This is a genomic window from Herminiimonas arsenitoxidans, assembly GCF_900130075.1.
Taxonomy (GTDB): Bacteria; Pseudomonadota; Gammaproteobacteria; order Burkholderiales; family Burkholderiaceae_D; genus Oxalicibacterium; species Oxalicibacterium arsenitoxidans.
On the sequence record NZ_LT671418.1, the window covers coordinates 2,800,366 to 2,822,524 of the forward strand.

Here is a 22,159-nt window from a genome sequence, read left to right on the forward strand (position 1 = left end):
AAAAAACGGGAAAAATAAATGAAACTTTTTTACCGTATGCTCATCCTAGTAGCGGGTGCTTTGCATCTCCCGCTTCTCCTCCCTGAGCGGGGCCAGGTCGCACAAGCGCGATATGGCATTATTGCCCTGGAGATACTCCCCTTTCTCCAGGGCCTTTTTTTGCCCGGCGTGTACTTATTCGTCAGACATCATTTGTATCTGTGTCGTTCGCTGCTTCTGGCGGTTCGACATTCAATCCTAACAATTCCACTATCTTGTCATTGGCTTCATCGAGGCCGCTGCGTTTGAGCGCCGAAAATAATTGTGCCGTAAATGGAAACGGTTCGCCGTTTTCATCCACGTAGCTGCCAAGGATGGTACGCGCAGTGCGCAAGGCATTGGCCGAATCGTTGCGGTTGAGTTTGTCGGATTTCGTCAACAGGCAGTGTATCGGCTTGCCGGTTGGGGCAAACCATTCCAGCATCTGGATATCAAGATCGGTAAACGGACGACGTGAATCAATAATCAATACCAAGGCGGCGAGTTGTTCGCGACGTTGTACGTAATCGCCCAGCAATTCTTGCCAGTGCAGCTTGGCCGAGCCTGACACTTGTGCGTAACCATAGCCAGGCAAATCCACCAGCAGGCCGCGGATTTCATCTACCTTGGTTTCATCTTTACGATGTTGGCCGACATGCGCGCCACCAATGGAGAAATAGTTGATGTGCTGTGTACGGCCCGGTGTTTTGGACGCAAAAGCCAGTTTTTTCTGGTTGCACAGGATGTTAATTGCAGTAGATTTACCTGCGTTAGAGCGACCGGCGAATGCGATTTCAGGGACTTGCGTATTTGGCAGGTCACGGAGATGATTGACCGTGGTAAAGAAGCGGGCTTGCCAAAGTAGGGACATAGGATGAGCAGAAAATGCTTGAAGGGTGGCAAAAATGCCGGAAAGCTATTGTACAATAAGGGGTTACGCATTGTTGCGCCGCAGAAGAGAACTCGTGTCTAAGTGGCCGTAAATCGTCGCCAATCGGGCAAAATTTTAATAATTAAGTCTCCAGGGTGTTTGAATGAATCGTGTTTGTTCTCCAATCGTAAAATCCTTGTTCGTTGCATTGTTGGCAATTGCCTCTATCGCCAACGCTTCTGAAGATAAAAAAGCCGTTAAAGCTGATCCAGCCAAAGGCGAAGCGCTTTACAACACGGGCGACGCTACACGCAATGTCACCGCTTGTATCGCTTGCCACGGTGCAGCAGGTAACTCGACGATCTCACAAAATCCCAAGCTTGCAGGTCAGCACGGTGCTTATATTCATAAGCAACTGGTTGATTTCAAAGGCCCTACGCGTAACAACGCGATCATGACTTCGATTGCCAAAGGCATGACAGAAGACGATATCCAAAACGTGATCGCCTATCTTGCCAAGCAAAAGCCATCCCCAGGCGCAGCCAAGAATAAAGATACGGTTGAACTGGGCAAAAAAATCTACCGCGGTGGTATTGCTGAAAAGAGCGTTCCAGCTTGCGCAGCCTGCCATAGCGCAAACGGCGTAGGTATTCCTGCGCAGTACCCACGATTGGCTGGCCAGCATCAAGACTACACAGCGGCGCAATTGATCGCTTTCCGCACCGGCGCACGTAAGAACAGCGAGCCGATGACAACCATCGCCAAGCGTATGTCGGATGAAGAAATTCAAGCAGTATCAGATTACGTCGCTGGCTTGAAATAAAAAAATAATTGCCAGAAGATGAATAAAAAAAGGGGTGGCTAAGGCTACCCCTTTTTTCTTTTTACGGAGACACCGCGAACATACACCGGATAGCATCTACACTGACGGTCGGCGTATGGTTTTAGTAGCGGTTTTAGGATGACGGAATGACAAGCGAAACAGAAACAAATACAGGCGGATGGGAATTAAAAACCAGCCGCCGTTGGTTGGCGGATACCGTCGAGTTGTTGTCTTCAATGCGGTTTGCGATCAGTTTGCTGACACTGATTTCGATTGCATCGATTATCGGTACTGTACTGAAGCAAAACGAACCGATGACGAATTACGTCAATCAGTTCGGGCCTTTCTGGTTTGAGGTATTCGGCAAGCTGAACCTGTATGCCGTGTATTCGACTTGGTGGTTCTTGCTGATCATGGCCTTCCTTGTGACGTCGACTTCGCTGTGCTTGTTGCGTAATGCGCCCAAGATGTTGAAGGACATGCGCAGCTGGCGCGAAAACGTGCGTGAACAATCGCTGCGTAACTTTCATCACAAGGCAGAGTGGCAGGTCAATATTTCACGTGCTGCTTTGACTTCACAAATGTTGGAGCGCGTTACTGCCAACGGTTACAAAACCAAAGTCGTTGAAAAAGAAAATGCCACGCTGATTGCCGCCAAACAAGGTGCGGCCAATAAGTGGGGCTATATTTTTGCGCACAGCTCGATAGTGATTATCTGTATTGGTGGTTTGCTCGACTCCGAGTTGCCGATACGCATACAAAAATTATTGTTCGATAAAACGCCGTTCTCAGGCAGCGGCGTCATAGCAGAAATTCCAGCGCAGCACCGTCTGGGTTTGGGCAATCCCACCTTTCGTGGCAATACGCTGATCCCGGAAGGCAGTAGCAGTAGCACGGCCATTATTGCGCAGCAAGATGGCGTACTGATTCAGGATTTGCCTTTCACGATACAACTCAAAAAATTCATCATCGATTACTACTCGACCGGCATGCCCAAGTTGTTTGCCAGCGAAGTCGTGGTGACTGATCATGAAAACGGCAAAGTATTTCCCGCCACTATCAAGGTGAACGAACCACTGATCTATCGTGGCGTAGCGGTGTATCAGTCGAGTTTTGAAGATGGTGGCAGCAAGTTGAAGCTGGCTGGTTATCCGATGCAGGGCACTGGACACACGGCATTTTCCTTGCAGGGTGAGGTAGGTGGTGCGACACCGCTTGAATCTGCCAAAGGTGGTGATTACACGGTTGAATGGTCAGGCTTCCGCGCATTCAACGTCGAGAACATGGCGAAGAATGGGCAGGATGTACGCGCCGTTAATCCGAATCAGGGTTTGTCATCCAGTTTCGACAAACACCTGGGCTCCGCAGCGAAAAACGCTAATAACAAGGATTTGAAGAACGTCGGTCCAAGCGTGCAATATAAATTGCGCGACAAGAATGGCCAGGCACGTGAATACCATAACTACATGCAGCCTGTGCTGGTAGACGGCGCGTATGTTTTCCTCGCTGGTATGCGTGAGTCGCCAGCCGAACCGTTCCGCTTCCTGCGCATTCCTGCTGATGATAACGATACGGTGGAAGAGTGGATGCGTCTGCGTGCAGCGATTCTGAATCCTGATTTGCGTTTGTTGGCGGCGCAACGCTATGCGCAGCGTGCATTGCCGGAATCGCGTGAAGGCGTTGGCGCCTTGCGTGCGCAATTGCAGGCTTCGGCATTGAAAGGTTTGACGATTTTTGCCGGCGACGGACAGAATGCTGGTTATATTGCCGTGTCGAAATTTCTCGAACGTATTCCGCCAGAAGACCAGGAAAAGGCTGCTGATATTTTCATGAAAATCATGAATGGCAGCATGTGGGATTTGTGGCAAATCGCACGTGCAAAAGAAGGTTTGAAACCCATCGAACTGGATGAGAAGCACGGTCGCTTTTTGCAACTGGCAACGAATGCATTTTCAGATTCTTTCTTTTACGGTGCGCCGGTTTACCTGCAGTTGCAGGGCTTTGATGAAATCAAGGCATCGGTATTGCAAGTGACACGTTCACCAGGCAAGAATATTGTTTATTTCGGTTGTTTGTTGCTCGTGCTCGGTGTGTTCTCGATGTTCTATATACGTGAACGTCGACTCTGGATTTGGATCAAATCGGAAGATGATGGCGCGCGCGCAATCATGGCAATGAGTTCACAACGCAAGACACTCGACTTCGAAAAAGAGTTTGAGATATTTAAAAAGCAACTGCTGCAATCAGGGCCGGAACAGAAGTAACAAACTGAATTAACGGGCAGACTCAACTATACTGAGCTGCCCTTATCGGTTTCGCCTTTGCAGGATATGCAGATCAAGAATTTACACTGAACTTTGTACGGCTTTATCCAAGTGAAAAGCCATAGTGCAAGTCGGTAGTAATCATTACGGAGATAGCAATGGACGCAGTACAAGATCAAATTTATACGCAGCCACCGGGTTTCTTCAAGCGCCTGTCGGCGCTGGACTGGTTATATGGCGCAGCCTTGCTGGCAGCGTCGTTGTTTGCGTTGAATCGCTTTGGCCATCATATGGATATCTACGAGGAAGCAATCCTCGTATTGGCCGCGCCTACGTTTGCCTGGTTGGGTTGGCACTGGAAATCGGTGCGTTGGCTGATTGCTTTGTTAGCGGTGTTGTCGCTCTCAGCAATTTCGATGTACGGCGGCGCGCTGGCCATGGCCGATCAAAAATTCTTCCTGAAGTATTTGCTCTCCAGCCAATCGGCGATTTTGTGGATGAGCACGCTCTTCCTTTTGTCGACAGTGTTTTACTGGGGAGGATTGATCGCGCGTTCACCTACCGGCGCTTCACTCGGCAGTAAGCTGTGCTGGGCGGCGGTGATCATGGGTTTCACCGGCATGCTGGTACGTTGGTATGAGTCGTATTTGATCGGTGCCGATGTTGGTCATATTCCGGTATCGAATCTGTATGAAGTGTTCATTTTGTTCTGCATGATCACGGCACTCTTTTATCTGTATTACGAGCAGGTTTATGCGACGCGCCAGTTGGGGCCATTCGTGTTGTTGGTGATTTCAGCGGCTGTTGGCTTTTTGCTTTGGTATACGGTCAGCCGTGATGCTGCAGAAATTCAACCACTGGTTCCTGCTCTGCAAAGTTGGTGGATGAAGATACATGTACCAGCCAATTTTATCGGTTACGGCACGTTTTCATTGGCGGCAATGGTAGCCGTCGCTTACCTGTTGAAGTCGCACGGTATATTTGTTGATCGCTTGCCTGCGCTGGAAGTGCTGGATGATGTGATGTACAAGGCGATCGCAGTTGGTTTCGCGTTCTTTACTATTGCTACTATTCTTGGTGCATTGTGGGCGGCAGAAGCGTGGGGCGGTTACTGGTCGTGGGATCCCAAGGAAACCTGGGCGCTGATCGTCTGGCTCAACTACGCATCCTGGCTGCACATGCGTTTGATGAAGGGTTTGCGCGGTAAGGTTGCTGCATGGTGGGCTGTAATTGGCTTACTGGTAACAACTTTCGCTTTCCTGGGCGTCAATATGTTCCTGTCCGGTTTGCACTCCTACGGTGAGCTGTAAGATCGGCATCACGTCGAAGACACAATTCTGAAAAGAACGGGCAAGGGGAAACTGAATTTGTGGTTTCCCCTTTCTATTTTGAAACTCCTGTAAGGTTGTCGGGTCTGAATAGACTAATGAGCACAAGCCTTATACGGAGCTGCCATGTTAATCAAACGCAATTCGGATGGAATCGATCTTCCATACGCCTCTGAAATTACACCGCGTGCGGTCTTTGAAGCGCGACGTTCTTTCATACAAAAACTTGCAGTCGGCTCTATTGCCGGTGGCGCATTGCTCGAAATGGCAACGCGCGAAGCATTTGCCGCACAATCCGCCACTGCACAAAAACTCGCAGCCAAGCTGAATCCGGCTTATGTCGTGATGGATAAGCAAACATCCTACAAAGACGCGACGACTTACAATAATTTTTACGAATTCGGTACCGACAAGAGCGATCCCGCGCGTTACGCCTCCACACTGAAGACGCATCCGTGGACGATTGCTATAGAAGGTGAAATCAAAAAACCGATGACGCTGGATATGGATAGTCTGCTGAAATTGGCTCCGCTGGAAGAGCGCGTCTATAGATTGCGCTGTGTGGAAGGTTGGTCGATGGTGATTCCGTGGATAGGTTATTCATTGTCGGAATTGATCAAGAAGGTCGAACCGAATTCCAACGCAAAGTATGTTGAATTCGTGACAGTGGCAGATAAGGAAACGATGCCGGGCTTGAATCGTGCCGTGCTGGATTGGCCGTATGTAGAAGGTCTGCGCATTGATGAAGCAAATCATCCTCTGACGCTGCTAACGCTAGGCATGTATGGCGAAGTATTGCCGAATCAGAATGGCGCGCCTGTGCGGATTGTGACACCGTGGAAATACGGTTTTAAATCGGCCAAGTCTATCGTCAAGATCCGCTTTACCAAGGATCAACCGCGTACGGCGTGGAATCTGGCAGCACCACGCGAATACGGTTTCTATTCAAATGTGAATCCACAAGTTGATCATCCGCGTTGGTCGCAAGCGAGTGAGCGCCGTATTGGTGAAGACGGCTTGTTTACCAAGAAGCGCCCAACCTTGATGTTCAATGGATATAGTCAGGTTGCTCCACTGTATGCGGGCATGGACTTGAAGAAATTTTTCTGATGCTGACAAGGTACTTTTTGATCAAGCTCATTTCCGTGACTATCAAGAGCGCATCATGCTGACGCTTAATCCTTCTTCGCGCCAATTCACGATACTGAAGGCTATCTTATTCGCGCTGGCCTTGCTGCCGTTTGCTCGGTTGGTGTTATTTACCATGACGGATCAGTTGGGCGCCAATCCGATTGAATTCATCACGCGCAATACGGGTGACTGGACGCTGTATTTTCTGTGCATGACTTTGGCGGTGACGCCTTTGCGACGTTTTAGTAAATGGAACTGGTTGCTCAAATTGCGTCGCATGATAGGTTTGTTCGCCTTCTTTTATGCCTGCCTGCACTTCATGACTTTCTTCTGGTTCGATCATTTCTTTGATCTGGCTGAGATGTGGAAAGATGTGCTCAAGCGTCCCTTCATCACCGTTGGTTTTTCTGCATTCGTCTTATTGATTCCGCTTGCTGTTACCAGTACGAATGGCATGGTGAAACGTTTGGGGGGCAAGCGTTGGCAATGGCTGCATCGCCTGGTCTATGCGATTGCGATGCTGGGCATCTTGCATTTTTGGTGGATGAAGGCGGGGAAACACGATTTCGAACAACCGATCATTTTTGGATCAATCGTTGCTGTCTTGCTGTTGCTGCGGATTTTTTGGTGGTGGCAGAAGAGGGCGAAAGCGCCTGCGGTCGCAGGTAGTGTTATCTAATCATCGAATAGGATAAGCAGTGCTTATCCTATTCGCATGCATACAATCAAGGCAATAAAGATTCCAGCGCAAACAGGTCGCTCGCCAATTCACGTTTGCGTATCAGGTGTGGCGTTGCACCATCCACCATGATTTCTGCAGCGCGACCACGCGTGTTGTAGTTGGATGACATGGTCATGCCGTAAGCACCGGCCGACATGATGGCCAGCAGATCGCCTTCTGCTATTGCCAGTTCGCGGGAACGTGCGAGCCAGTCACCTGATTCGCATACCGGGCCAACTACATCGTAAGTTTGTGCCGTTGAATCGCGTTGCACTACAGGTTGCACGCCATGCCATGCTTCATACATGGCTGGGCGCATCAAGTCGTTCATTGCGGCATCAACGATCGCAAAATTCTTGGTCTCGCCATGCTTGATGTATTGCACTTCAGTCAGCAAGATGCCGGCATTGCCGACGATAGAGCGACCTGGTTCGAACAATACTTTGATAGGTGCGCCGCCGTGTTTGCTGTTGCGCCATGCATCGATTTTGGTAAACAGACGCGATAGATAATCACCAACTGCAACCGGTTTATCGTTGTCGTAATTAATGCCGATGCCGCCGCCGATATCCAGATGATGGATAGCTATTCCTTCGCTCGCCAAGGTATCGATCAACTCGATCAATTTATCGACTGCTTCCAGCAAAGGCGCATCGTCCAGTAATTGCGAACCGATATGGCAATCGATGCCGACTACATTGATATTAGGCAAAGCTGCAGCAACGCGGTATGTCGTCAACGTGTCTTCGTAAGCGATGCCGAATTTATTGTCTTTCAATCCTGTCGAAATATACGGATGCGTCTTTGCATCGACGTTAGGATTGACGCGCAAGGAAACGGAGGCTTGCTTGCCCATTTCTGCCGCGACTGCATTGAGGCGATGCAATTCAGGAATCGATTCAACGTTGAAGCATAGAATGTCGTGCGACAAGGCAAGTTGCATTTCTTCGCGCGATTTACCGACGCCGGAAAAAATGACTTTGCGTGGTGAACCACCAGCAGCCAATACGCGTAATAATTCACCGCCGGAGACAATGTCGAAACCGGAGCCGAGTTTGCTGAGCAGATTCAGTACAGCCAGATTGGAATTCGATTTAACCGAATAACACACCAGAGCAGTATCACCATTGCGGCCATGCTTTTTGCAGGCATCGGCGTAGGAAGAGAAATTCTCCACCAGCGCTGCTTTGGAATAAATGTAGGTTGGTGTACCGAATTGTTGGGCGATTTGCGTCAGAGGTGTATCCTCCGCGCAGAGTACGCCGTCTTGATAAGAAAAATGCGACATGATGGGTTTACTTGGTATCAGATGACGTGGTGTCTGCTGCCGCAGGAGTAGTCGTTGCTGGCGGCATGACTGGTGCAGCCTTGCGTGTTTGGCCTGATGGCGGCTTGCTGCCGGGCATATAAAGCGGCCCTTGCTGACCGCAACCGGCGAGCAGACTGATGCAGGCTATGCCGGCAAGAGTGTAAAGAAACGCGACGAAGCGCGATAAGCCAGAATGAGACTTCACGATTAGAATCACTGTTTAACGAAACGAGTTGGAGTGTAGCATGACCGAATCAGAATTCCTGAAGCAAGCAGAAGCAACGTTGGACCAAATTGAGGCGACGCTGGAAGATCTGGCCAATACCAGCGATCTGGATGTCGAATGTACGCGCAGCGGCAATGTGCTGGAGATCGAATTCATCGATAACGGCTCGAAAATCATCGTCAATAGCCAGGCGCCTATGCAGGAATTGTGGGTGGCGGCAAAATCCGGCGGGTTCCATTTCAAGGGCAATGGCACGCAATGGGTAAATACACGCGATGGCGCGGAGTTATTTGCAGCTTTGTCGGAAATGGTCAGCAAGCAGGGCGGTATAGCAGTGACCTTGCACGACAAGCATTGAATTGTTGTTGTATCCAATAAAAAAGCGGGAAGACCTTAAGGGCTTCCCGCTTTTTGTATTGTTGCAGTTTCTTGTCAGAATTAGAACAATTCGTTCTTTACTTCATCCTTGGTCGGTGCATTCGACGGTGTTGCTGCATCGCCCGCGTCCAGATTACGCACACCTAATCCTGGTGGGCTTTCTGCGTAATAGTAGTCGCCATTGACGGTGATGATGCCTTCCGGCACGGTGCGCTCAACCATGGGCACATCCTTCAGTGCCTTTTGCATGTAGTTGATCCAGATCGGTAAGGCCAACCCGCCGCCGGTTTCGCGATTCCCCAGATTTTTCGGCTGATCGAAACCTATCCATGCAATACCGACAATATTGGGTTGATATCCGGCAAACCAGGCATCGAAGGAATCATTGGTGGTGCCGGTTTTTCCAGCCAGATCGGTACGCTTCAAAGACATCGCCTTGATCGCGGTGCCAGAAGTAACGACGCCCTTGAGCATGTTATCCATCAAGAATGCATTGCGTGCATCGATGGCGCGATTGGCTTCATCGCCGGCTTTGTCAGGTTTGACTTCAGACAGCAACTTGCCATTGGCATCGCTGATTTTGGAAATCAGATATGGACTGACTTTGTAGCCGCCATTGGCAAAAACCGAGTAGGCAGCGGCCATTTGTAGTGGCGTCACCGAGCCTGCGCCTAGCGCCAAGGTCAGATACGGCGGATTTTTGTCTGCATCAAAGCCAAAGCGGGTGATGTATTCCTGTCCGTATTTCGCGCCGATTTTATGCAGGATGCGGATGGAAATCATGTTCTTCGATTTGGCCAAGCCCTTGCGCATCGTCATCGGACCTTCGTATTTGCCGTCGTAGTTCTTTGGCTCCCACGGTTGTCCGCCAGTTTGGCCTGCATCGAAGCTGATAGGCGCATCGTTGATGATGGTGGAAGGCGACAAGCCTTTTTCCAGCGACGCGGAATAAATGAATGGCTTGAATGACGAGCCGGGCTGACGCCACGCTTGCGTGACGTGATTGAATTTATTGCGATTGAAGTCGAAACCGCCGACCAGGGCACGGATCGCGCCGTCATTGGTATTGGCTGCGACGAAGGCGGATTGCACTTCCGGCATCTGGATGATGCTCCAGGTTTTTCCTTCTTGCATGACGCGGATGACTGCACCGCGCTTGACGCGCTTGTTCGGTGGCGATTTTTCACTTAACAGATTGGCGGCAAAGGTCAGGCCAGAACCTTCAATTTGAATTTCTTCACCGGAGACCAATACTGCACGGACCAGCTTAGGCGTGGCCTCCAGTACCACGGCTGCGACTAGATCGTCGCTGTCTGGGTGATTTGCCAGCTCGACTTCAATGGCGGCTTCAGCTTCTTCCTTATTAGTCGGAATCTCGATATAGCTTTCCGGACCGCGATAGCCGTGGCGTTTTTCATAGTCCATCACGCCGCGGCGTACTGCGAGGTAGGCCGCGTCTTGGTCGGCCTTGGTAATCGTCGTGAAGACATTCAAGCCGCGGGTATAAGTTTCTTCCTTGAATTGTTCGTAGACCAGTTGACGCGTCATCTCCGCGACATATTCAGCATGTACGCCGAATTCGCTGCTATTTGTCTTGATCTTGAGCTCTTCGTCTTTGGCTTGGTTGTATTCTGCTTCGCTGATATAGCCCAGTTGATACATCCGTTGCAGGATGTATTGCTGACGCGACTTGGCGCGTTTTGGGTTGACGACCGGGTTGTAGGCGGATGGTGCTTTCGGCAAGCCCGCCAGCATCGCTGCTTCGGCTATCGTGATGTCTTGCAGTTTCTTACCGTAATAGATCTGTGCGGCGGACGAGAAGCCGTAAGCGCGCTGTCCCAGATAAATCTGATTCATATAGACCTCAAGAATTTGATCTTTCGACAGGTTCTTCTCGATTTTCCACGCCAGCAACACTTCGTAAATCTTGCGTTTGAGCGTTTGTTCGCTCGACAGGAAGAAGTTTCGTGCGACTTGCTGAGTAATCGTGGAGGCGCCTTGGCGCGTGCCGCCGCTCAGATTGTGCACTGCTGCGCGCACGATCCCGACGTAATCCACGCCGCCATGTTCAAAGAAACGGTCATCTTCGATCGCCAGTACGGCTTTCTTCATAATGTCCGGAATTTCTTTGATATGAACCAAATTTCGTCGTTCTTCGCCGAATTCACCTATTAATACGTTATCTGCGGAGAAAATGCGCAGTGGAATTTTCGGCCGGTAATCGGTGAGTGAATCCAGTGCCGGCAAATTGGGATACGCCATCGCCAACGCAAAAAACAGTATCAGTGCGCCTATGACGCCCAAACCTGCGATCAAGCCGATAACTCCTAGGCTGATTCGTAATGCCAGATTGGGTGCGCGTTTAGGTGATTTTGGTTCGGTACTGCCGGACGGTGATTGTTTGGAAGCCATGCAGAGAGGAAAAGTGAGAGATCGATATTCGGGCCATTATAGCTGGCTGCTGTGAAGGGGCGAGATTGTGACTTAATTGTGACCAACAAACAGTAACAAATAGGGCTAATTACAACATCCCATTTGCTACGTGGACTTTTGGCAACGGAATTGCAAATTACTTTGTGGAAATTGCTTTACACTTTTGGAGGCTTGTTGCTACGATTTAATGTAACGTTTTATCAATGTGCTCTAAATATACGTTTTTAAACGAATTTTATCGAAAAAACATCGCTTTTCTATTAGTTCGAGTTTGGACAAGCTAAACGGCGTCGCGTTCACATACTAAATAACGTTTCTAGGGAGAACTGCCCTTGGCTTTAGATTTTGGCTCCTTGTTTGGCAAAAAGAATCCGCCGCTGATTGGTTTAGACATTAGTAGTTCCGGGGTGAAACTCGTTGAATTGTCTGAAGTAGGAAAAAGCGAATTACGTCTTGAGTGTTTTGCCTCGGAACCGCTGCCGCGTGGCGCAGTGGTGGATGGCAACATCGAAAATATCGATCTGGTATCGGATGCTATCCAACGCGTCTGGAAAAAAAGCGGGACGCGCGCCAAGTTTGTGGCGATGGGCATGCCGCCTGCATCAGTTATTACTAAAAAGATCATACTTCCCAGCGGTTTGTCCGAAGAAGGGCTGGAATTGCAGGTGGAAACCGAGGCCAGCCAATACATTCCCTTTGCGTTGGATGAAGTACGGCTTGATTTTGATGTGATCGGTTTGGTTGAAAATTCGCCAGATGACGTTGAAGTCATGCTGGCCGCAACCCGCAAAGAAAAAGTAGAGGATCGTGTAGCTGTCGCTGAAGCGGCCGGTTTGACGCCGACTATCATGGATATTGAGTCCTACGCGGCACGTGCGGCTATTGATCGCATTACTCAGCAATTGCCGAATGCCGGACAAGGCCAGATCATGGGTTTGTTCCAGATAGGCTCGCAAGTCACGCATGTCTCGATGTTGCTAGATGGCCAATTGATTTATGAGCGCGAACAGCCGTTCGGTGGTCATCAGTTGACGCAAGAGATTACTCGCACCTACGGCTTGTCGTACGAAGAAGCAGAAATCAAAAAGAAAAACAACGATTTGCCAGATGGCTATCAGACAGAAATACTGGAACCGTTTCTGGAAAGTGCTGCGCTTGAGGTAACGCGCGCGATTCAATTCTTCTTTACCTCGACGCCTTATACACGTGTCGACCAATTATTCCTGGCTGGCGGCTGCGCCATCATTCCAGGCATGGTGGACATGGTTGCCAACCGTACCAAATTATCGACCTCTGTCGTCAGCCCTTTCAAAGGGATGCAGCTTAGCCCGAACGTACGAGAAAAACAGTTACGCATAGAAGCACCAGCTTATTTGGTCGCATGCGGATTGGCGATGCGGAGGTTTGACTGATGATCCGTATCAATTTACTTCCGCATCGGGAAGAAAAGCGTAAGCAACGTAAAAAGGATTTTGTCGCTCTGATGTTATTGAGCGGGATCTTCGGCGCCTTGATCGTAATCGCGGTAGGTGCGTTCTTTGCTAGTCAGCTGTCCGATCAACAAGAGCGCAATAATTTCATTAAAACCGAGAATACGCGACTTGATGGCGAAATCAAGGAAGTGGCGAATCTGAAGCAGGAAATCGAAGCCTTGAAAGCGCGTCAGCAAGCAGTAGAAGATTTGCAAAGCGATCGCAATCAACCGGTTTATCTGATGGATGAACTGGCGCAGCAAGTTCCAGAAGGCGTGTATCTCAAATCCTTTAAGCAGGATGGACAACGTGTTCTGTTGAATGGCTACGCGCAATCGAATGAACGTGTTTCTGAATTGCTACGCAATCTTGGCAATCATTCGCCTTGGTTAGAGCGTCCGGATTTGATCGAGATTCGCTCAACAGGTATCGGTCAGGGCAAGGATGCAAAGAAAGTATTTGAATTCACCATCAATGCCGGCATCAAGCGTCCGCGGGATCAAGATCCTGCGGCGGTAGATGCAAAGGGAGTTGCGTCAGTCGCGACTCCACCGAAACCTTGATATGAGACAGGCATCATGGCAGATCTGAAAAATATCGGTGAATCGATCAGCGCGCAGTTCCGCGATCTGAATGGCTTGCATCCTGGTCAATGGCCGGTTGTTCCGCGTATGTTGTGCGCGCTTGGCGTGCTGGTGGCGGTACTTGGTGTTGGTTGGTACTTGTACTGGAGCGAGCAGTTGGATGAGCTTGATCGTACGGCTGCAGAAGAGTTGACGCTGAAAGATGCGTACAAATCCAAAGTACAGCAGGCGATTAATCTGGTCGGTTTGCGCAAGCAAAAAGAACAAGTCAATGAATACGTCTCCACGCTGGAAAAACAATTGCCAAGCAAGGCGGAGATGGATGCACTTCTGTCAGACATCAATCAGGCTGGCTTGGGACGTGGCTTGCAATTCGAACTGTTCAAGCCGGGCCAGGTCGTCGTGCGAGATTACTACGCGGAATTGCCAATCGCAATCAAGGTAACGGGGAGTTACCACGACGTCGGTGCGTTTTCCAGCGATATTGCGAACCTCCCGCGTATCGTCACCTTGAATAATATGAATCTGGTTGTCGCCAAGGGCAATACCTTGACCTTGGATGCGGTTGCCAAGACGTTCCGTTATCTGGATGACGAAGAAGTTGCCGCACAACGCAAGGCCGCTGCCGGCAAGAAAAAAGGTGGCAAATGATGACGCTCATTCAATTCATGAAGCGCGTTACTCCGGTCATGCTGGCATTCGGTTTGTTTGGTTGCGGTAATAGCGGGACCGATGATGTCAGTCAGTGGATGAAGGAAGTCCGACAGCAAACGCGTGTGTCCATCAAGCCTTTGTCTGAGCCGAAAAAATTCACGCCGTTTACTTATGACGCCAAGGATAGAGAAGATCCTTACAGCCCAAACAAACTGGCAGTGGCATTGGCCAAGGCGCGTAAAGATGGCGGTTCGATCAGGCCCAATCTGGATAGGCGTCGCGAAGCATTGGAAAGTTATCCGCTGGATACCTTGGTGATGGTTGGAACCTTGACCAAGCCGGGTTTGACCTATGCCTTGTTGCAGGTAGACAAATCAATATATCAAGTCAAGGTAGGAAACTACATCGGCCAGAATCTCGGCATGGTGACCAGAATTACCGATACAGAAGTAGCGTTGAAAGAAGTCGTTCAAGATGCGGCCGGCGATTGGGTCGAACGTGAAGCCAAGCTGGAGTTGCAGGAGTCGCAAAAATGATCGCGTTACAAAAAAAATTCAAAAGCTCTCAAGGGATGGTGCAAAAAATGTGGCGACTATTTGCGTTTGTCGGTCTCTTATCGATCGGTGGTGTAGCGGCAGCACAGGAAAACGCAATTCAATCCATTACGGCCAATCAGCAAGGCTCAAATGTCGTGGTGAAGGTGGCATTAAAAAATCCGTTGGCTAAACCGCCAGTCGGATTTTCCATCAGCAGCCCGGCACGCATTGCGCTTGATTTTGCGAATACAGCGAATGCCACTGGCAAAGGCTTGCAGGATATTGGCTTGGGCGATGTTCGGAACGCGAATATTGTGCAGGTAGGTGATCGTTCGCGTTTGGTATTCAATTTGACGCGTTCATTGAATTACGCCACGACGATAGATGGCAATACTGTGATCGTTACCATCGATGGCACTGGTGCTGTCGCGACACCGGTTAATGCGGCTGGTCTGCCTGTTCCGGGTGCGCAGGTAAGTAGCGGGCGACAAGCGTTGCGTGATATCGATTTCCGCCGTGGTAATAATGGGGAAGGTCGTATCGTTGTCGATTTGCCGAACAACCAAGTTGCAGTGGATGTACGTCAGCAAGGTAAAAAGATTGAAGTCGATTTCATGAAAACGACTGTGCCGGACGTCTTGCGTCGTCGTCTGGATGTTGCTGATTTCGGTACGCCGGTCAATATCGTTACGACCCAGCAGCAAGGCGACAATGTGCGCATGACCATTGAGCCTAAGGGTTTGTGGGAGCACAGTGCCTATCAAAGCGATACGCAATTGGTAATCGAGGTCAAGCCGCTAAAAGAAGAGCCAAACAAGCTTGGGCAAGGTGTGCGTGATTATCGCGGCGAGAAATTGTCCTTGAACTTCCAAAACGTTGAAGTGCGTGCAGTATTGCAAGTGATTGCTGATTTCACAGGTTTGAACATCATCACCAGCGATACGGTGAGCGGTAATTTGACCCTGCGCCTGAAGGATGTGCCTTGGGATCAAGCTCTCGATATCGTGATGCAGGCTAAAGGTCTCGATATGCGGAAGAATGGTTCGGTACTGTGGATTGCGCCACGTGACGAATTGCTGACGAAGGAAAAACTAGAGCTGGAACAACGTGCACAAATCGCCGAGCTGGAGCCGATCAAAACGGAAATATTCCAGTTGAATTATCAAAAAGCGGAAGCGTTTAAACAGATTTTCGGTATTGATGGTGGTAGCCGTAGCATCCTGAGCAAGCGCGGCAGTGCTGTAGTTGATCCGCGTACCAATCAATTGTTCGTTACTGATATCGCATCCAAGCTGGAAGAGATTCGTGCATTGGTGAAAAAAACCGATATTGCTAGTCGTCAGGTCATGATAGAGGCGCGTATCGTTGAGGCGGATGATAAGTTTAGTAGCAGCTTGGGTGCCAAATTGTCGTTTGGTGTACAAAATCAAGGAAACTTCGAGCTGGGTGGTAAACAAACGAGCGCCACTACCGCGGCGGGTGCGCCGACCTTGGGCAGTAGCGCAGTCAATTTGCCTGCTAGCACAATCAACAGTAATACTCCGGGCTCAGTTGCCTTGACCCTGTTTAACGCTGCAGCAACTCGCTTTATTGGCCTCGAACTGTCGGCACTAGAGGCTGACGGTAAAGGTAAAGTCATTTCCAGTCCACGTGTCATTACCGCTGATCAGTTGAAAGCCCTGATCGAACAAGGTACAGAGTTGCCATACCAGCAAGCGACTAGCAGCGGTGCAACCAGTGTGTCTTTCCGTAAAGCCAATTTGAAGCTGGAAGTCACACCGCAAATCACACCGGATGGCAACGTGATCCTGGACGTTGATGTGACGAAAGATACTGTAGGCGTAGAAACCCGTTCCGGTTTTGCGATTGATACCAAGCATGTGAAGACGCAGGTGCTGATTGATAACGGTGGTACGGTCGTGATTGGCGGCATTTTCCAGCAAACCGAACGCGATTCGGTATCTAAAGTGCCGTTCTTTGGCGATATTCCAGTTCTTGGTAATTTGTTCAAAACTACCGGTCGTACCAACGACAAAACAGAATTACTTATTTTCCTGACACCTAAAATTCTCAACGACAAGGTTTCAATCAGGTAGGATGCCGGTTATAGGCAGAGCCATGTTGGCTGCTGCGCCTGATTAGAGAGAGTTTGTAGTGGGTGGAAATATTTTTCTGGTCGGCTTGATGGGTGCCGGCAAAACGACAGTCGGTCGTGCGCTGGCAAAAAGGCTAAACAAACGGTTTATCGATTCCGACCATGAAATCGAAGAGCGGACCGGTGCGTCCATTCCCTTGATTTTTGAAATCGAAGGCGAAGCAAGCTTTCGTCAGCGGGAAGCGGAAGTTATCCGCGACTTGACCGCGCAACACGATATTGTCTTGGCAACGGGAGGTGGCGCAGTATTGAATCCTGAAAGCCGGGCCTTTCTTAAAGAGCGCGGCACGGTGATTTATCTGCGCGCCAGCGTCAATAGCATTTTGCAGCGCACCAGCCACGACAAAAATCGCCCATTGCTACAAACAGCTGATCCGCGCAAAACCATAGAAGAATTATCCCGGACGCGCGAACCTTTCTATAATGAAATTGCGCACATCGTCATCGATACCGGACGACCTAACGTACAATTCCTGATGCAGTCCATTTTGTCTCAGCTTGGGCCCGAGCATGTGCCGACGGAGGCGCATGCATCGTTGCAACAGGATCATCAATCTTTATCAAAGTATTCCATGACGTCTCAGCTCTCTTCTACTGCCGATACCTTGCACGTTGATCTCGGTACGCGCAGCTACCCAATCACGATTGGGCAATCCTTGCTTGGTGATCCGGCTGTACTTGCCGCGCACATTGTCAGTTCGCGTGTTGCCATCGTGACTAATACCGTGGTTGCTCCCTTGTATCTTGAGCAAGTGAGTAAAACGCTGACTGCTGCCGGTAAGCAGGTAACGCAGATCGTGTTACCTGACGGCGAAGAAGAAAAAAACTGGGCGAATCTGATGAAGGTGTTCGACGTTTTACTGGCTGAAAAATGCGATCGCAAAACGACCTTGGTCGCATTAGGTGGCGGCGTGATTGGCGACATGACAGGTTTCGCTGCGGCAGCTTATATGCGCGGCGTGCCATTCATCCAGGTGCCGACGACATTGTTATCGCAAGTTGACTCTTCCGTCGGCGGCAAGACCGGGATTAATCATCCGCTCGGTAAAAACATGATCGGTGCATTTTATCAACCGCAAGCCGTGATTGCCGATACCTCAACACTGAATACATTGCCAGCCCGCGAACTGTCTGCCGGTTTGTCGGAAGTGATCAAGCATGGCGCCATCATTGATGCGCCATTCTTCGATTGGATAGAAGCCAATATGAGCAAGCTGGTGGCAAAAGATGCTGATGCCTTAGCTTACGCGATTAAACGCTCATGCGAAATCAAGGCAGATGTAGTGCGTCAAGATGAGCGCGAAGGTGGCTTGCGTGCGATTCTAAACTTCGGTCACACCTTTGGTCATGCGATTGAAGCAGGCATGGGCTATGGCGTTTGGTTGCATGGTGAGGCCGTCGGTTGCGGCATAGTGATGGCGGCAGATTTGTCGCATCGTTTGGGCTTCATCGATGCCGTGTCAAAAGAGCGCATTACAGCAGTTGTCAAAGCTGCGGGTTTGCCGACAGTCGCACCTGATCTTGGCACTGAGCGTTGGTTGGAACTGATGGAAGTCGATAAGAAGAATGAAGGCGGCCAAATCAAATTCATTTTGCTTAAACCATTGGGTACATCAGTCATCATGACAGTGCCGCAAGAAGTGTTGTTGCAAACATTGAACGCATGCATTTCCTGAGCAGTCATTCGCTCATCGCATGTCCAAGCATAGGCTGACATGAATATAGAAGCTCATTTGGCACCATATGCGGCCCGTTCCGATACATCGACGGGTCGCCGCTTCAATGAACCTTCTACCTCATCGCGCACCGAGTTCCAACGCGATCGCGATCGCATCATTCACTCCGCTGCTTTTCGTCGGCTCGAATACAAGACACAAGTGTTCGTCAATCACGAAGGTGATTTATTCCGCACGCGCTTGACACACAGTATTGAAGTCGCACAGATCGCCCGCTCGATCGCTCGTAATTTACATTTGAATGAAGATCTGGTTGAAGCAATTTCGCTCGCGCATGATCTTGGTCACACGCCATTCGGCCATGCGGGTCAGGATGCATTGAATCTTTGCATGAGTGATTACGGCGGCTTTGAACATAATCTGCAAAGCCTGCGCGTGGTTGATACGCTGGAGCAGCGCTACGGTGCGTTCGATGGCTTGAACCTGATGTTCGAAACGCGCGAAGGCATACTCAAGCATTGTTCTTTGTCGAATGCAAAAAAACTGGGTGCGATAGGGCAGCGCTTCATCGATAAAAAACAGCCGACGCTGGAAGCACAGCTGGCGAATCTGGCCGATGAAATTGCTTACAATAATCACGATATTGATGACGGCTTGCGTTCTGGCTTGCTCACGACGGCACAGTTAGATGAAGTTGACTTTTATGCACGGCATCGTCATCAAGTCGAATTGGCGTTCCCAGGTATCAATGGGAGACGTGCCATCAATGAAACGATACGTCGCATGATCAATGCGTTGATCGTCGACGTCATTGAAGCTTCGCAGCAACGCATTCAAGCCGCGCAGTTAAAAACGGTAGACGATGTGCGCAATGCGCATGCCTTGATTACATTCTCAGACAATATGCGTGCGGAAGCTGCACTGCTTAAACGCTTCTTGCGCGAAAATCTATACCGACATTTTCAAGTCAATCGCATGACGAGCAAGGCGAGACGCATCGTGACGGAATTGTTTGATGCCTTCATGCGCGAACCGAATTTATTGCCGCCAGATTATCAACGGGCGCCCAGCGATGCTCCGCAGGCCGGGGCAACGCAAGCGCGCGACATTGCCGATTACATTGCCGGGATGACGGATCGCTATGCGATACGTGAGCATAGACGCTTGTTCATGATTGAAGAGATGTGAGTTGCGAGTAATGCCGCTCGGTTCTTGATAAAAAATCGCTCGTTATTCGCTTCAACTCAGTTCGCGTAGCGGATGTGCATAGTCTGGCCAGGCAGAGTCAAAGAACGGTGCGATCATTTCTGGCGTTACTTCTTCAAATGAGGCAGGACGCCACTGCGGCGCATTATCTTTGTCGATAACGAGCGCGCGTATGCCTTCTACTGTTTCCCCATGTTCAAAACAACGGCGCACCATTGTACGTTCCAAGCGCAAGCAATCAGCTAGTTCCAATTTGGCTGAACGTCGAATTTGTTCCAGTGATACGTGCACCATCAAGGGCGAACGCTTTAGCAATATCTCCCAAGTTTTTTGCGCGAATGGATCATCATCTTGTTTCAAGGATGCGATGATGGTCGCTACATCATTATGTGCAAAATGACGATCGATCAAATCGCGTTGTTGCGCAAGCAGGCTATTCGCAGGATTAATTTGTGCAGCAAACGGGGCGGCGAACTCTTCGATGGCCTGACGGTACTGACTATCTTTGACCGATTCGAGCAAGGTCAGTAAGGCTGGCAACTCTGCGCGCGGTATAAATACATCGGCCAGATTTGCATACAGCGCATCGGCTGCACCGACTATTTCTCCGGTCAGCCCGAGATAGGTGCCGATTTCTCCCTGAAGACGCGACAAGAAATAACCGCCGCCTACATCGGGGAATAAACCGATATTCACTTCAGGCATCGCCATGCGCGTGCGCTCAGTCACGATGCGTATGCTGGCAGCAGCGCTGCTTTGCGCAATCCCCATGCCGCCACCCATCACGATGCCATCCATGACTGCGATATAAGGTTTTGGATAGTGATGAATCAAATGATTCAAAGCATATTCTTCAGTAAAAAAATCCTCCAGCAATGCGCTACCGCCGGTCAGGCCGCCATGTGCAACTTCGTGGAAGAAGCGGATGTCTCCACCAGCACAAAACGCTTTGGGGAGGCTGCTGCGGATGACAACTGCTCGCACATCCGGATTTGTTTGCCACGCTGCCAAGCTTTGCATCAGCGTGCGAACCATCGGCAGTGAGAGTGAGTTCATCGCCTGCGGGCGGTCCAGTATCAAGTTGCCTAAGCCATGGGCGAGTTTGCTGCGTATGTGTTCGGACATGATGCGCGAAATGAGTGAGTAAGGTTGTATGAATAATATCCGCTCATTCTATCGGCTTATGTTGTGGCAAGCACCACAGTTGACTCAACCATTCAGAACCTGAATTGCACCGTTTGTCGGATGAGGCTGGCCCTACCGATTGATTGCTTTAAATTAATGTTAATTACAGGAAAGATGCCATGAAACATATATTTTTGCCGACATTACGCAGGTCCAAGGGGTTTACCCTGATTGAGCTCATGGTGACTGTTGCGATTATTGGAATACTTGCTGCGGTGGCAGTTCCTGCATACCGAGATTATGTAATACGTGGAAAAATTCCAGATGCGACATCCAATTTGGCGGCGAAGCGGGTGCAGATGGAGCAATATTTTCAGGATAATCACACCTATGCACCTATTACAGATGCTCCTTGTGTCTCAGATAGTACATCTAGTAAATATTTTACTTTCAGTTGTTCTGTGGCTGGAACAGCGACGGCCTTCACACTTCAAGCTGTAGGCACCGGTACGATGACGGGTTTTACTTACACCGTGGATCAAGCTAATACCAAAGCAACGACAATGACGACTGGAGCACCTTCCGGTTGGACTAGTAATAATAGCTGTTGGGCTACCAAGAAGGGGGGCGTGTGCTAATTCTGCGTCAACCTCAGCGAGGTGTCAGTTTGATCGAACTAATGGTCGGATTGGTAATCGCTGCTGTCTTGTTTGCCTTGGGGGCACCGAATTTCAGTGCATTTATTCAGAATAGCAAAATTCGTAACGCAGCAGAGGCTATACAAAATGGACTCAGCCTAGCGCGGGTAGAAGCTGTTCGAAGGAACGCGAACATTCAATTTGTCCTGGGTTCTAGCTCTTCGTGGACCGTTGGTTGTCAGACAGCGGTTGCTGATCTGGATAGCGATGGTGTAGCTGATTGTCCTTCCATCATTCAAACACGTCTCACGGCTGAAGGATCGACAAATGCGGTAGTGACGACGTCGGAAGTTGTGGCGTCAACAAATGCAATAAATGCGGCCCCGACTTTTACTTCCACGCTTAGTTTTAATAGCTTAGGCAGAGTAACAAGCGGAACGCTTCCAGCAGGAAATAATGCGATTTTCGACGTCAGTAATCCTACTGGCGGTACTTGTGCCGCAGAGAGTGGGGTAATGCGCTGCTTGCGAGTTATCGTTACCTCGGGAGGGCAGGTTCGTATGTGCGATCCGGCACTTACCCGCCCCTCTGATCCTCAAGCATGTTAAGGA

Annotated in this window: 20 protein-coding genes; 15 read left to right on the forward strand and 5 right to left on the reverse strand. The window is 49.8% G+C overall.

Features of this window, described 5'->3' with window-relative positions:
• Positions 1 to 181: 181 nt before the first annotated feature.
• Positions 182 to 889: a ribosome biogenesis GTP-binding protein YihA/YsxC gene (yihA, locus tag BQ6873_RS13260; protein ID WP_076593056.1), complete on the reverse strand. Its 708-nt coding sequence runs from the start codon at positions 887 to 889 to the stop codon at positions 182 to 184.
• Between the two features lie 163 nt (positions 890 to 1,052).
• On the opposite strand from yihA, the gene BQ6873_RS13265 reads away from it, so the two are divergent.
• The 5 genes from BQ6873_RS13265 (at position 1,053) to BQ6873_RS13285 (ending at position 7,114) form a co-directional block, all read left to right on the forward strand.
• Positions 1,053 to 1,712, forward strand: coding sequence for a c-type cytochrome (locus BQ6873_RS13265; protein ID WP_076593057.1), 660 nt, complete (start codon positions 1,053 to 1,055; stop codon positions 1,710 to 1,712).
• 146 nt (positions 1,713 to 1,858) lie between these two features.
• Entirely contained in the window at positions 1,859 to 3,976 is a 2,118-nt protein-coding gene (locus tag BQ6873_RS13270; RefSeq protein WP_076593058.1) for a cytochrome c biogenesis protein ResB, read from the forward strand.
• A 158-nt stretch (positions 3,977 to 4,134) separates the two neighbouring features.
• Entirely contained in the window at positions 4,135 to 5,286 is a 1,152-nt protein-coding gene (ccsB, locus tag BQ6873_RS13275) for a c-type cytochrome biogenesis protein CcsB (protein WP_076593059.1), read from the forward strand.
• Between the two features lie 144 nt (positions 5,287 to 5,430).
• A complete protein-coding gene (msrP, locus tag BQ6873_RS13280; protein WP_076593060.1) occupies positions 5,431 to 6,414 on the forward strand; it encodes a protein-methionine-sulfoxide reductase catalytic subunit MsrP in 984 nt (327 codons plus the stop codon).
• A gap of 55 nt (positions 6,415 to 6,469) precedes the next feature.
• Positions 6,470 to 7,114 (forward strand): protein-methionine-sulfoxide reductase heme-binding subunit MsrQ, encoded by a 645-nt coding sequence (locus tag BQ6873_RS13285; RefSeq protein WP_076593061.1) that lies wholly within the window; start codon positions 6,470 to 6,472, stop codon positions 7,112 to 7,114.
• 46 nt (positions 7,115 to 7,160) lie between these two features.
• Here the strand turns inward: BQ6873_RS13285 and lysA are convergent, their stop codons facing one another.
• On the reverse strand, positions 7,161 to 8,444 hold the full coding sequence (lysA, locus tag BQ6873_RS13290; protein WP_076593062.1) for a diaminopimelate decarboxylase: 1,284 nt from the start codon (positions 8,442 to 8,444) through the stop codon (positions 7,161 to 7,163).
• A 7-nt stretch (positions 8,445 to 8,451) separates the two neighbouring features.
• On the reverse strand, positions 8,452 to 8,670 hold the full coding sequence (gene lptM, locus BQ6873_RS13295) for an LPS translocon maturation chaperone LptM (protein WP_076593063.1): 219 nt from the start codon (positions 8,668 to 8,670) through the stop codon (positions 8,452 to 8,454).
• Positions 8,671 to 8,710: 40 nt separating this feature from the next.
• Between lptM and cyaY the strand changes: the two genes are divergently transcribed.
• Positions 8,711 to 9,049: an iron donor protein CyaY gene (gene cyaY, locus BQ6873_RS13300; protein WP_076593064.1), complete on the forward strand. Its 339-nt coding sequence runs from the start codon at positions 8,711 to 8,713 to the stop codon at positions 9,047 to 9,049.
• Between the two features lie 80 nt (positions 9,050 to 9,129).
• Here cyaY and BQ6873_RS13305 read toward each other — a convergent pair whose 3' ends face one another.
• Entirely contained in the window at positions 9,130 to 11,481 is a 2,352-nt protein-coding gene (locus BQ6873_RS13305) for a penicillin-binding protein 1A (protein ID WP_076593065.1), read from the reverse strand.
• Between the two features lie 353 nt (positions 11,482 to 11,834).
• On the opposite strand from BQ6873_RS13305, the gene BQ6873_RS13310 reads away from it, so the two are divergent.
• Genes BQ6873_RS13310 through BQ6873_RS13340 form a run of 7 tightly spaced genes read left to right on the forward strand, consistent with a single transcriptional unit; the run spans position 11,835 to position 19,767 of the window.
• Positions 11,835 to 12,914, forward strand: coding sequence for a pilus assembly protein PilM (locus BQ6873_RS13310; protein ID WP_076593066.1), 1,080 nt, complete (start codon positions 11,835 to 11,837; stop codon positions 12,912 to 12,914).
• A complete protein-coding gene (locus BQ6873_RS13315) occupies positions 12,914 to 13,537 on the forward strand; it encodes a PilN domain-containing protein (protein WP_076593067.1) in 624 nt (207 codons plus the stop codon). The genes BQ6873_RS13310 and BQ6873_RS13315 overlap by 1 nt, the downstream gene beginning before the upstream one ends.
• Positions 13,538 to 13,552: 15 nt before the next feature.
• Positions 13,553 to 14,209, forward strand: a complete 657-nt coding sequence (locus tag BQ6873_RS13320; protein WP_076593068.1) for a type IV pilus inner membrane component PilO — start codon at positions 13,553 to 13,555, stop codon at positions 14,207 to 14,209.
• Complete coding sequence (locus BQ6873_RS13325; protein WP_076593069.1) at positions 14,206 to 14,748, forward strand: pilus assembly protein PilP; 543 nt, start codon at positions 14,206 to 14,208, stop codon at positions 14,746 to 14,748. Before BQ6873_RS13320 ends, BQ6873_RS13325 begins: the two co-directional genes overlap by 4 nt.
• Positions 14,749 to 14,783: 35 nt before the next feature.
• On the forward strand, positions 14,784 to 16,844 hold the full coding sequence (gene pilQ / locus BQ6873_RS13330; protein WP_076594130.1) for a type IV pilus secretin PilQ: 2,061 nt from the start codon (positions 14,784 to 14,786) through the stop codon (positions 16,842 to 16,844).
• Between the two features lie 58 nt (positions 16,845 to 16,902).
• Entirely contained in the window at positions 16,903 to 18,579 is a 1,677-nt protein-coding gene (aroKB, locus tag BQ6873_RS13335) for a bifunctional shikimate kinase/3-dehydroquinate synthase AroKB (protein ID WP_076593070.1), read from the forward strand.
• Positions 18,580 to 18,618: 39 nt separating this feature from the next.
• A complete protein-coding gene (locus BQ6873_RS13340; RefSeq protein WP_076593071.1) occupies positions 18,619 to 19,767 on the forward strand; it encodes a deoxyguanosinetriphosphate triphosphohydrolase in 1,149 nt (382 codons plus the stop codon).
• 51 nt (positions 19,768 to 19,818) lie between these two features.
• On the opposite strand, the gene BQ6873_RS13345 is transcribed toward BQ6873_RS13340, so the two are convergent.
• Positions 19,819 to 20,910 (reverse strand): enoyl-CoA hydratase/isomerase family protein, encoded by a 1,092-nt coding sequence (locus BQ6873_RS13345; RefSeq protein WP_076593072.1) that lies wholly within the window; start codon positions 20,908 to 20,910, stop codon positions 19,819 to 19,821.
• Positions 20,911 to 21,089: 179 nt separating this feature from the next.
• Between BQ6873_RS13345 and BQ6873_RS13350 the strand changes: the two genes are divergently transcribed.
• On the forward strand, positions 21,090 to 21,548 hold the full coding sequence (locus BQ6873_RS13350) for a type IV pilin protein (RefSeq protein ID WP_076593073.1): 459 nt from the start codon (positions 21,090 to 21,092) through the stop codon (positions 21,546 to 21,548).
• A complete protein-coding gene (locus tag BQ6873_RS13355) occupies positions 21,542 to 22,156 on the forward strand; it encodes a GspH/FimT family pseudopilin (RefSeq protein ID WP_076594131.1) in 615 nt (204 codons plus the stop codon). Before BQ6873_RS13350 ends, BQ6873_RS13355 begins: the two co-directional genes overlap by 7 nt.
• The last annotated feature ends 3 nt before the right edge of the window (positions 22,157 to 22,159 follow it).

Coding starts and splice junctions, on each gene's coding strand:
- yihA (WP_076593056.1), bottom strand. CDS start 889: ATGTCCCTACTTTGGCAAGCCCGCTTCTTTACCACGGTCAATCATCTC.
- BQ6873_RS13265 (WP_076593057.1), top strand. CDS start 1,053: ATGAATCGTGTTTGTTCTCCAATCGTAAAATCCTTGTTCGTTGCATTG.
- BQ6873_RS13270 (WP_076593058.1), top strand. CDS start 1,859: ATGACAAGCGAAACAGAAACAAATACAGGCGGATGGGAATTAAAAACC.
- ccsB (WP_076593059.1), top strand. CDS start 4,135: ATGGACGCAGTACAAGATCAAATTTATACGCAGCCACCGGGTTTCTTC.
- msrP (WP_076593060.1), top strand. CDS start 5,431: ATGTTAATCAAACGCAATTCGGATGGAATCGATCTTCCATACGCCTCT.
- BQ6873_RS13285 (WP_076593061.1), top strand. CDS start 6,470: ATGCTGACGCTTAATCCTTCTTCGCGCCAATTCACGATACTGAAGGCT.
- lysA (WP_076593062.1), bottom strand. CDS start 8,444: ATGTCGCATTTTTCTTATCAAGACGGCGTACTCTGCGCGGAGGATACA.
- cyaY (WP_076593064.1), top strand. CDS start 8,711: ATGACCGAATCAGAATTCCTGAAGCAAGCAGAAGCAACGTTGGACCAA.
- BQ6873_RS13305 (WP_076593065.1), bottom strand. CDS start 11,481: ATGGCTTCCAAACAATCACCGTCCGGCAGTACCGAACCAAAATCACCT.
- BQ6873_RS13315 (WP_076593067.1), top strand. CDS start 12,914: ATGATCCGTATCAATTTACTTCCGCATCGGGAAGAAAAGCGTAAGCAA.
- BQ6873_RS13320 (WP_076593068.1), top strand. CDS start 13,553: ATGGCAGATCTGAAAAATATCGGTGAATCGATCAGCGCGCAGTTCCGC.
- BQ6873_RS13325 (WP_076593069.1), top strand. CDS start 14,206: ATGATGACGCTCATTCAATTCATGAAGCGCGTTACTCCGGTCATGCTG.
- pilQ (WP_076594130.1), top strand. CDS start 14,784: ATGGTGCAAAAAATGTGGCGACTATTTGCGTTTGTCGGTCTCTTATCG.
- BQ6873_RS13340 (WP_076593071.1), top strand. CDS start 18,619: ATGAATATAGAAGCTCATTTGGCACCATATGCGGCCCGTTCCGATACA.
- BQ6873_RS13345 (WP_076593072.1), bottom strand. CDS start 20,910: ATGTCCGAACACATACGCAGCAAACTCGCCCATGGCTTAGGCAACTTG.
- BQ6873_RS13350 (WP_076593073.1), top strand. CDS start 21,090: ATGAAACATATATTTTTGCCGACATTACGCAGGTCCAAGGGGTTTACC.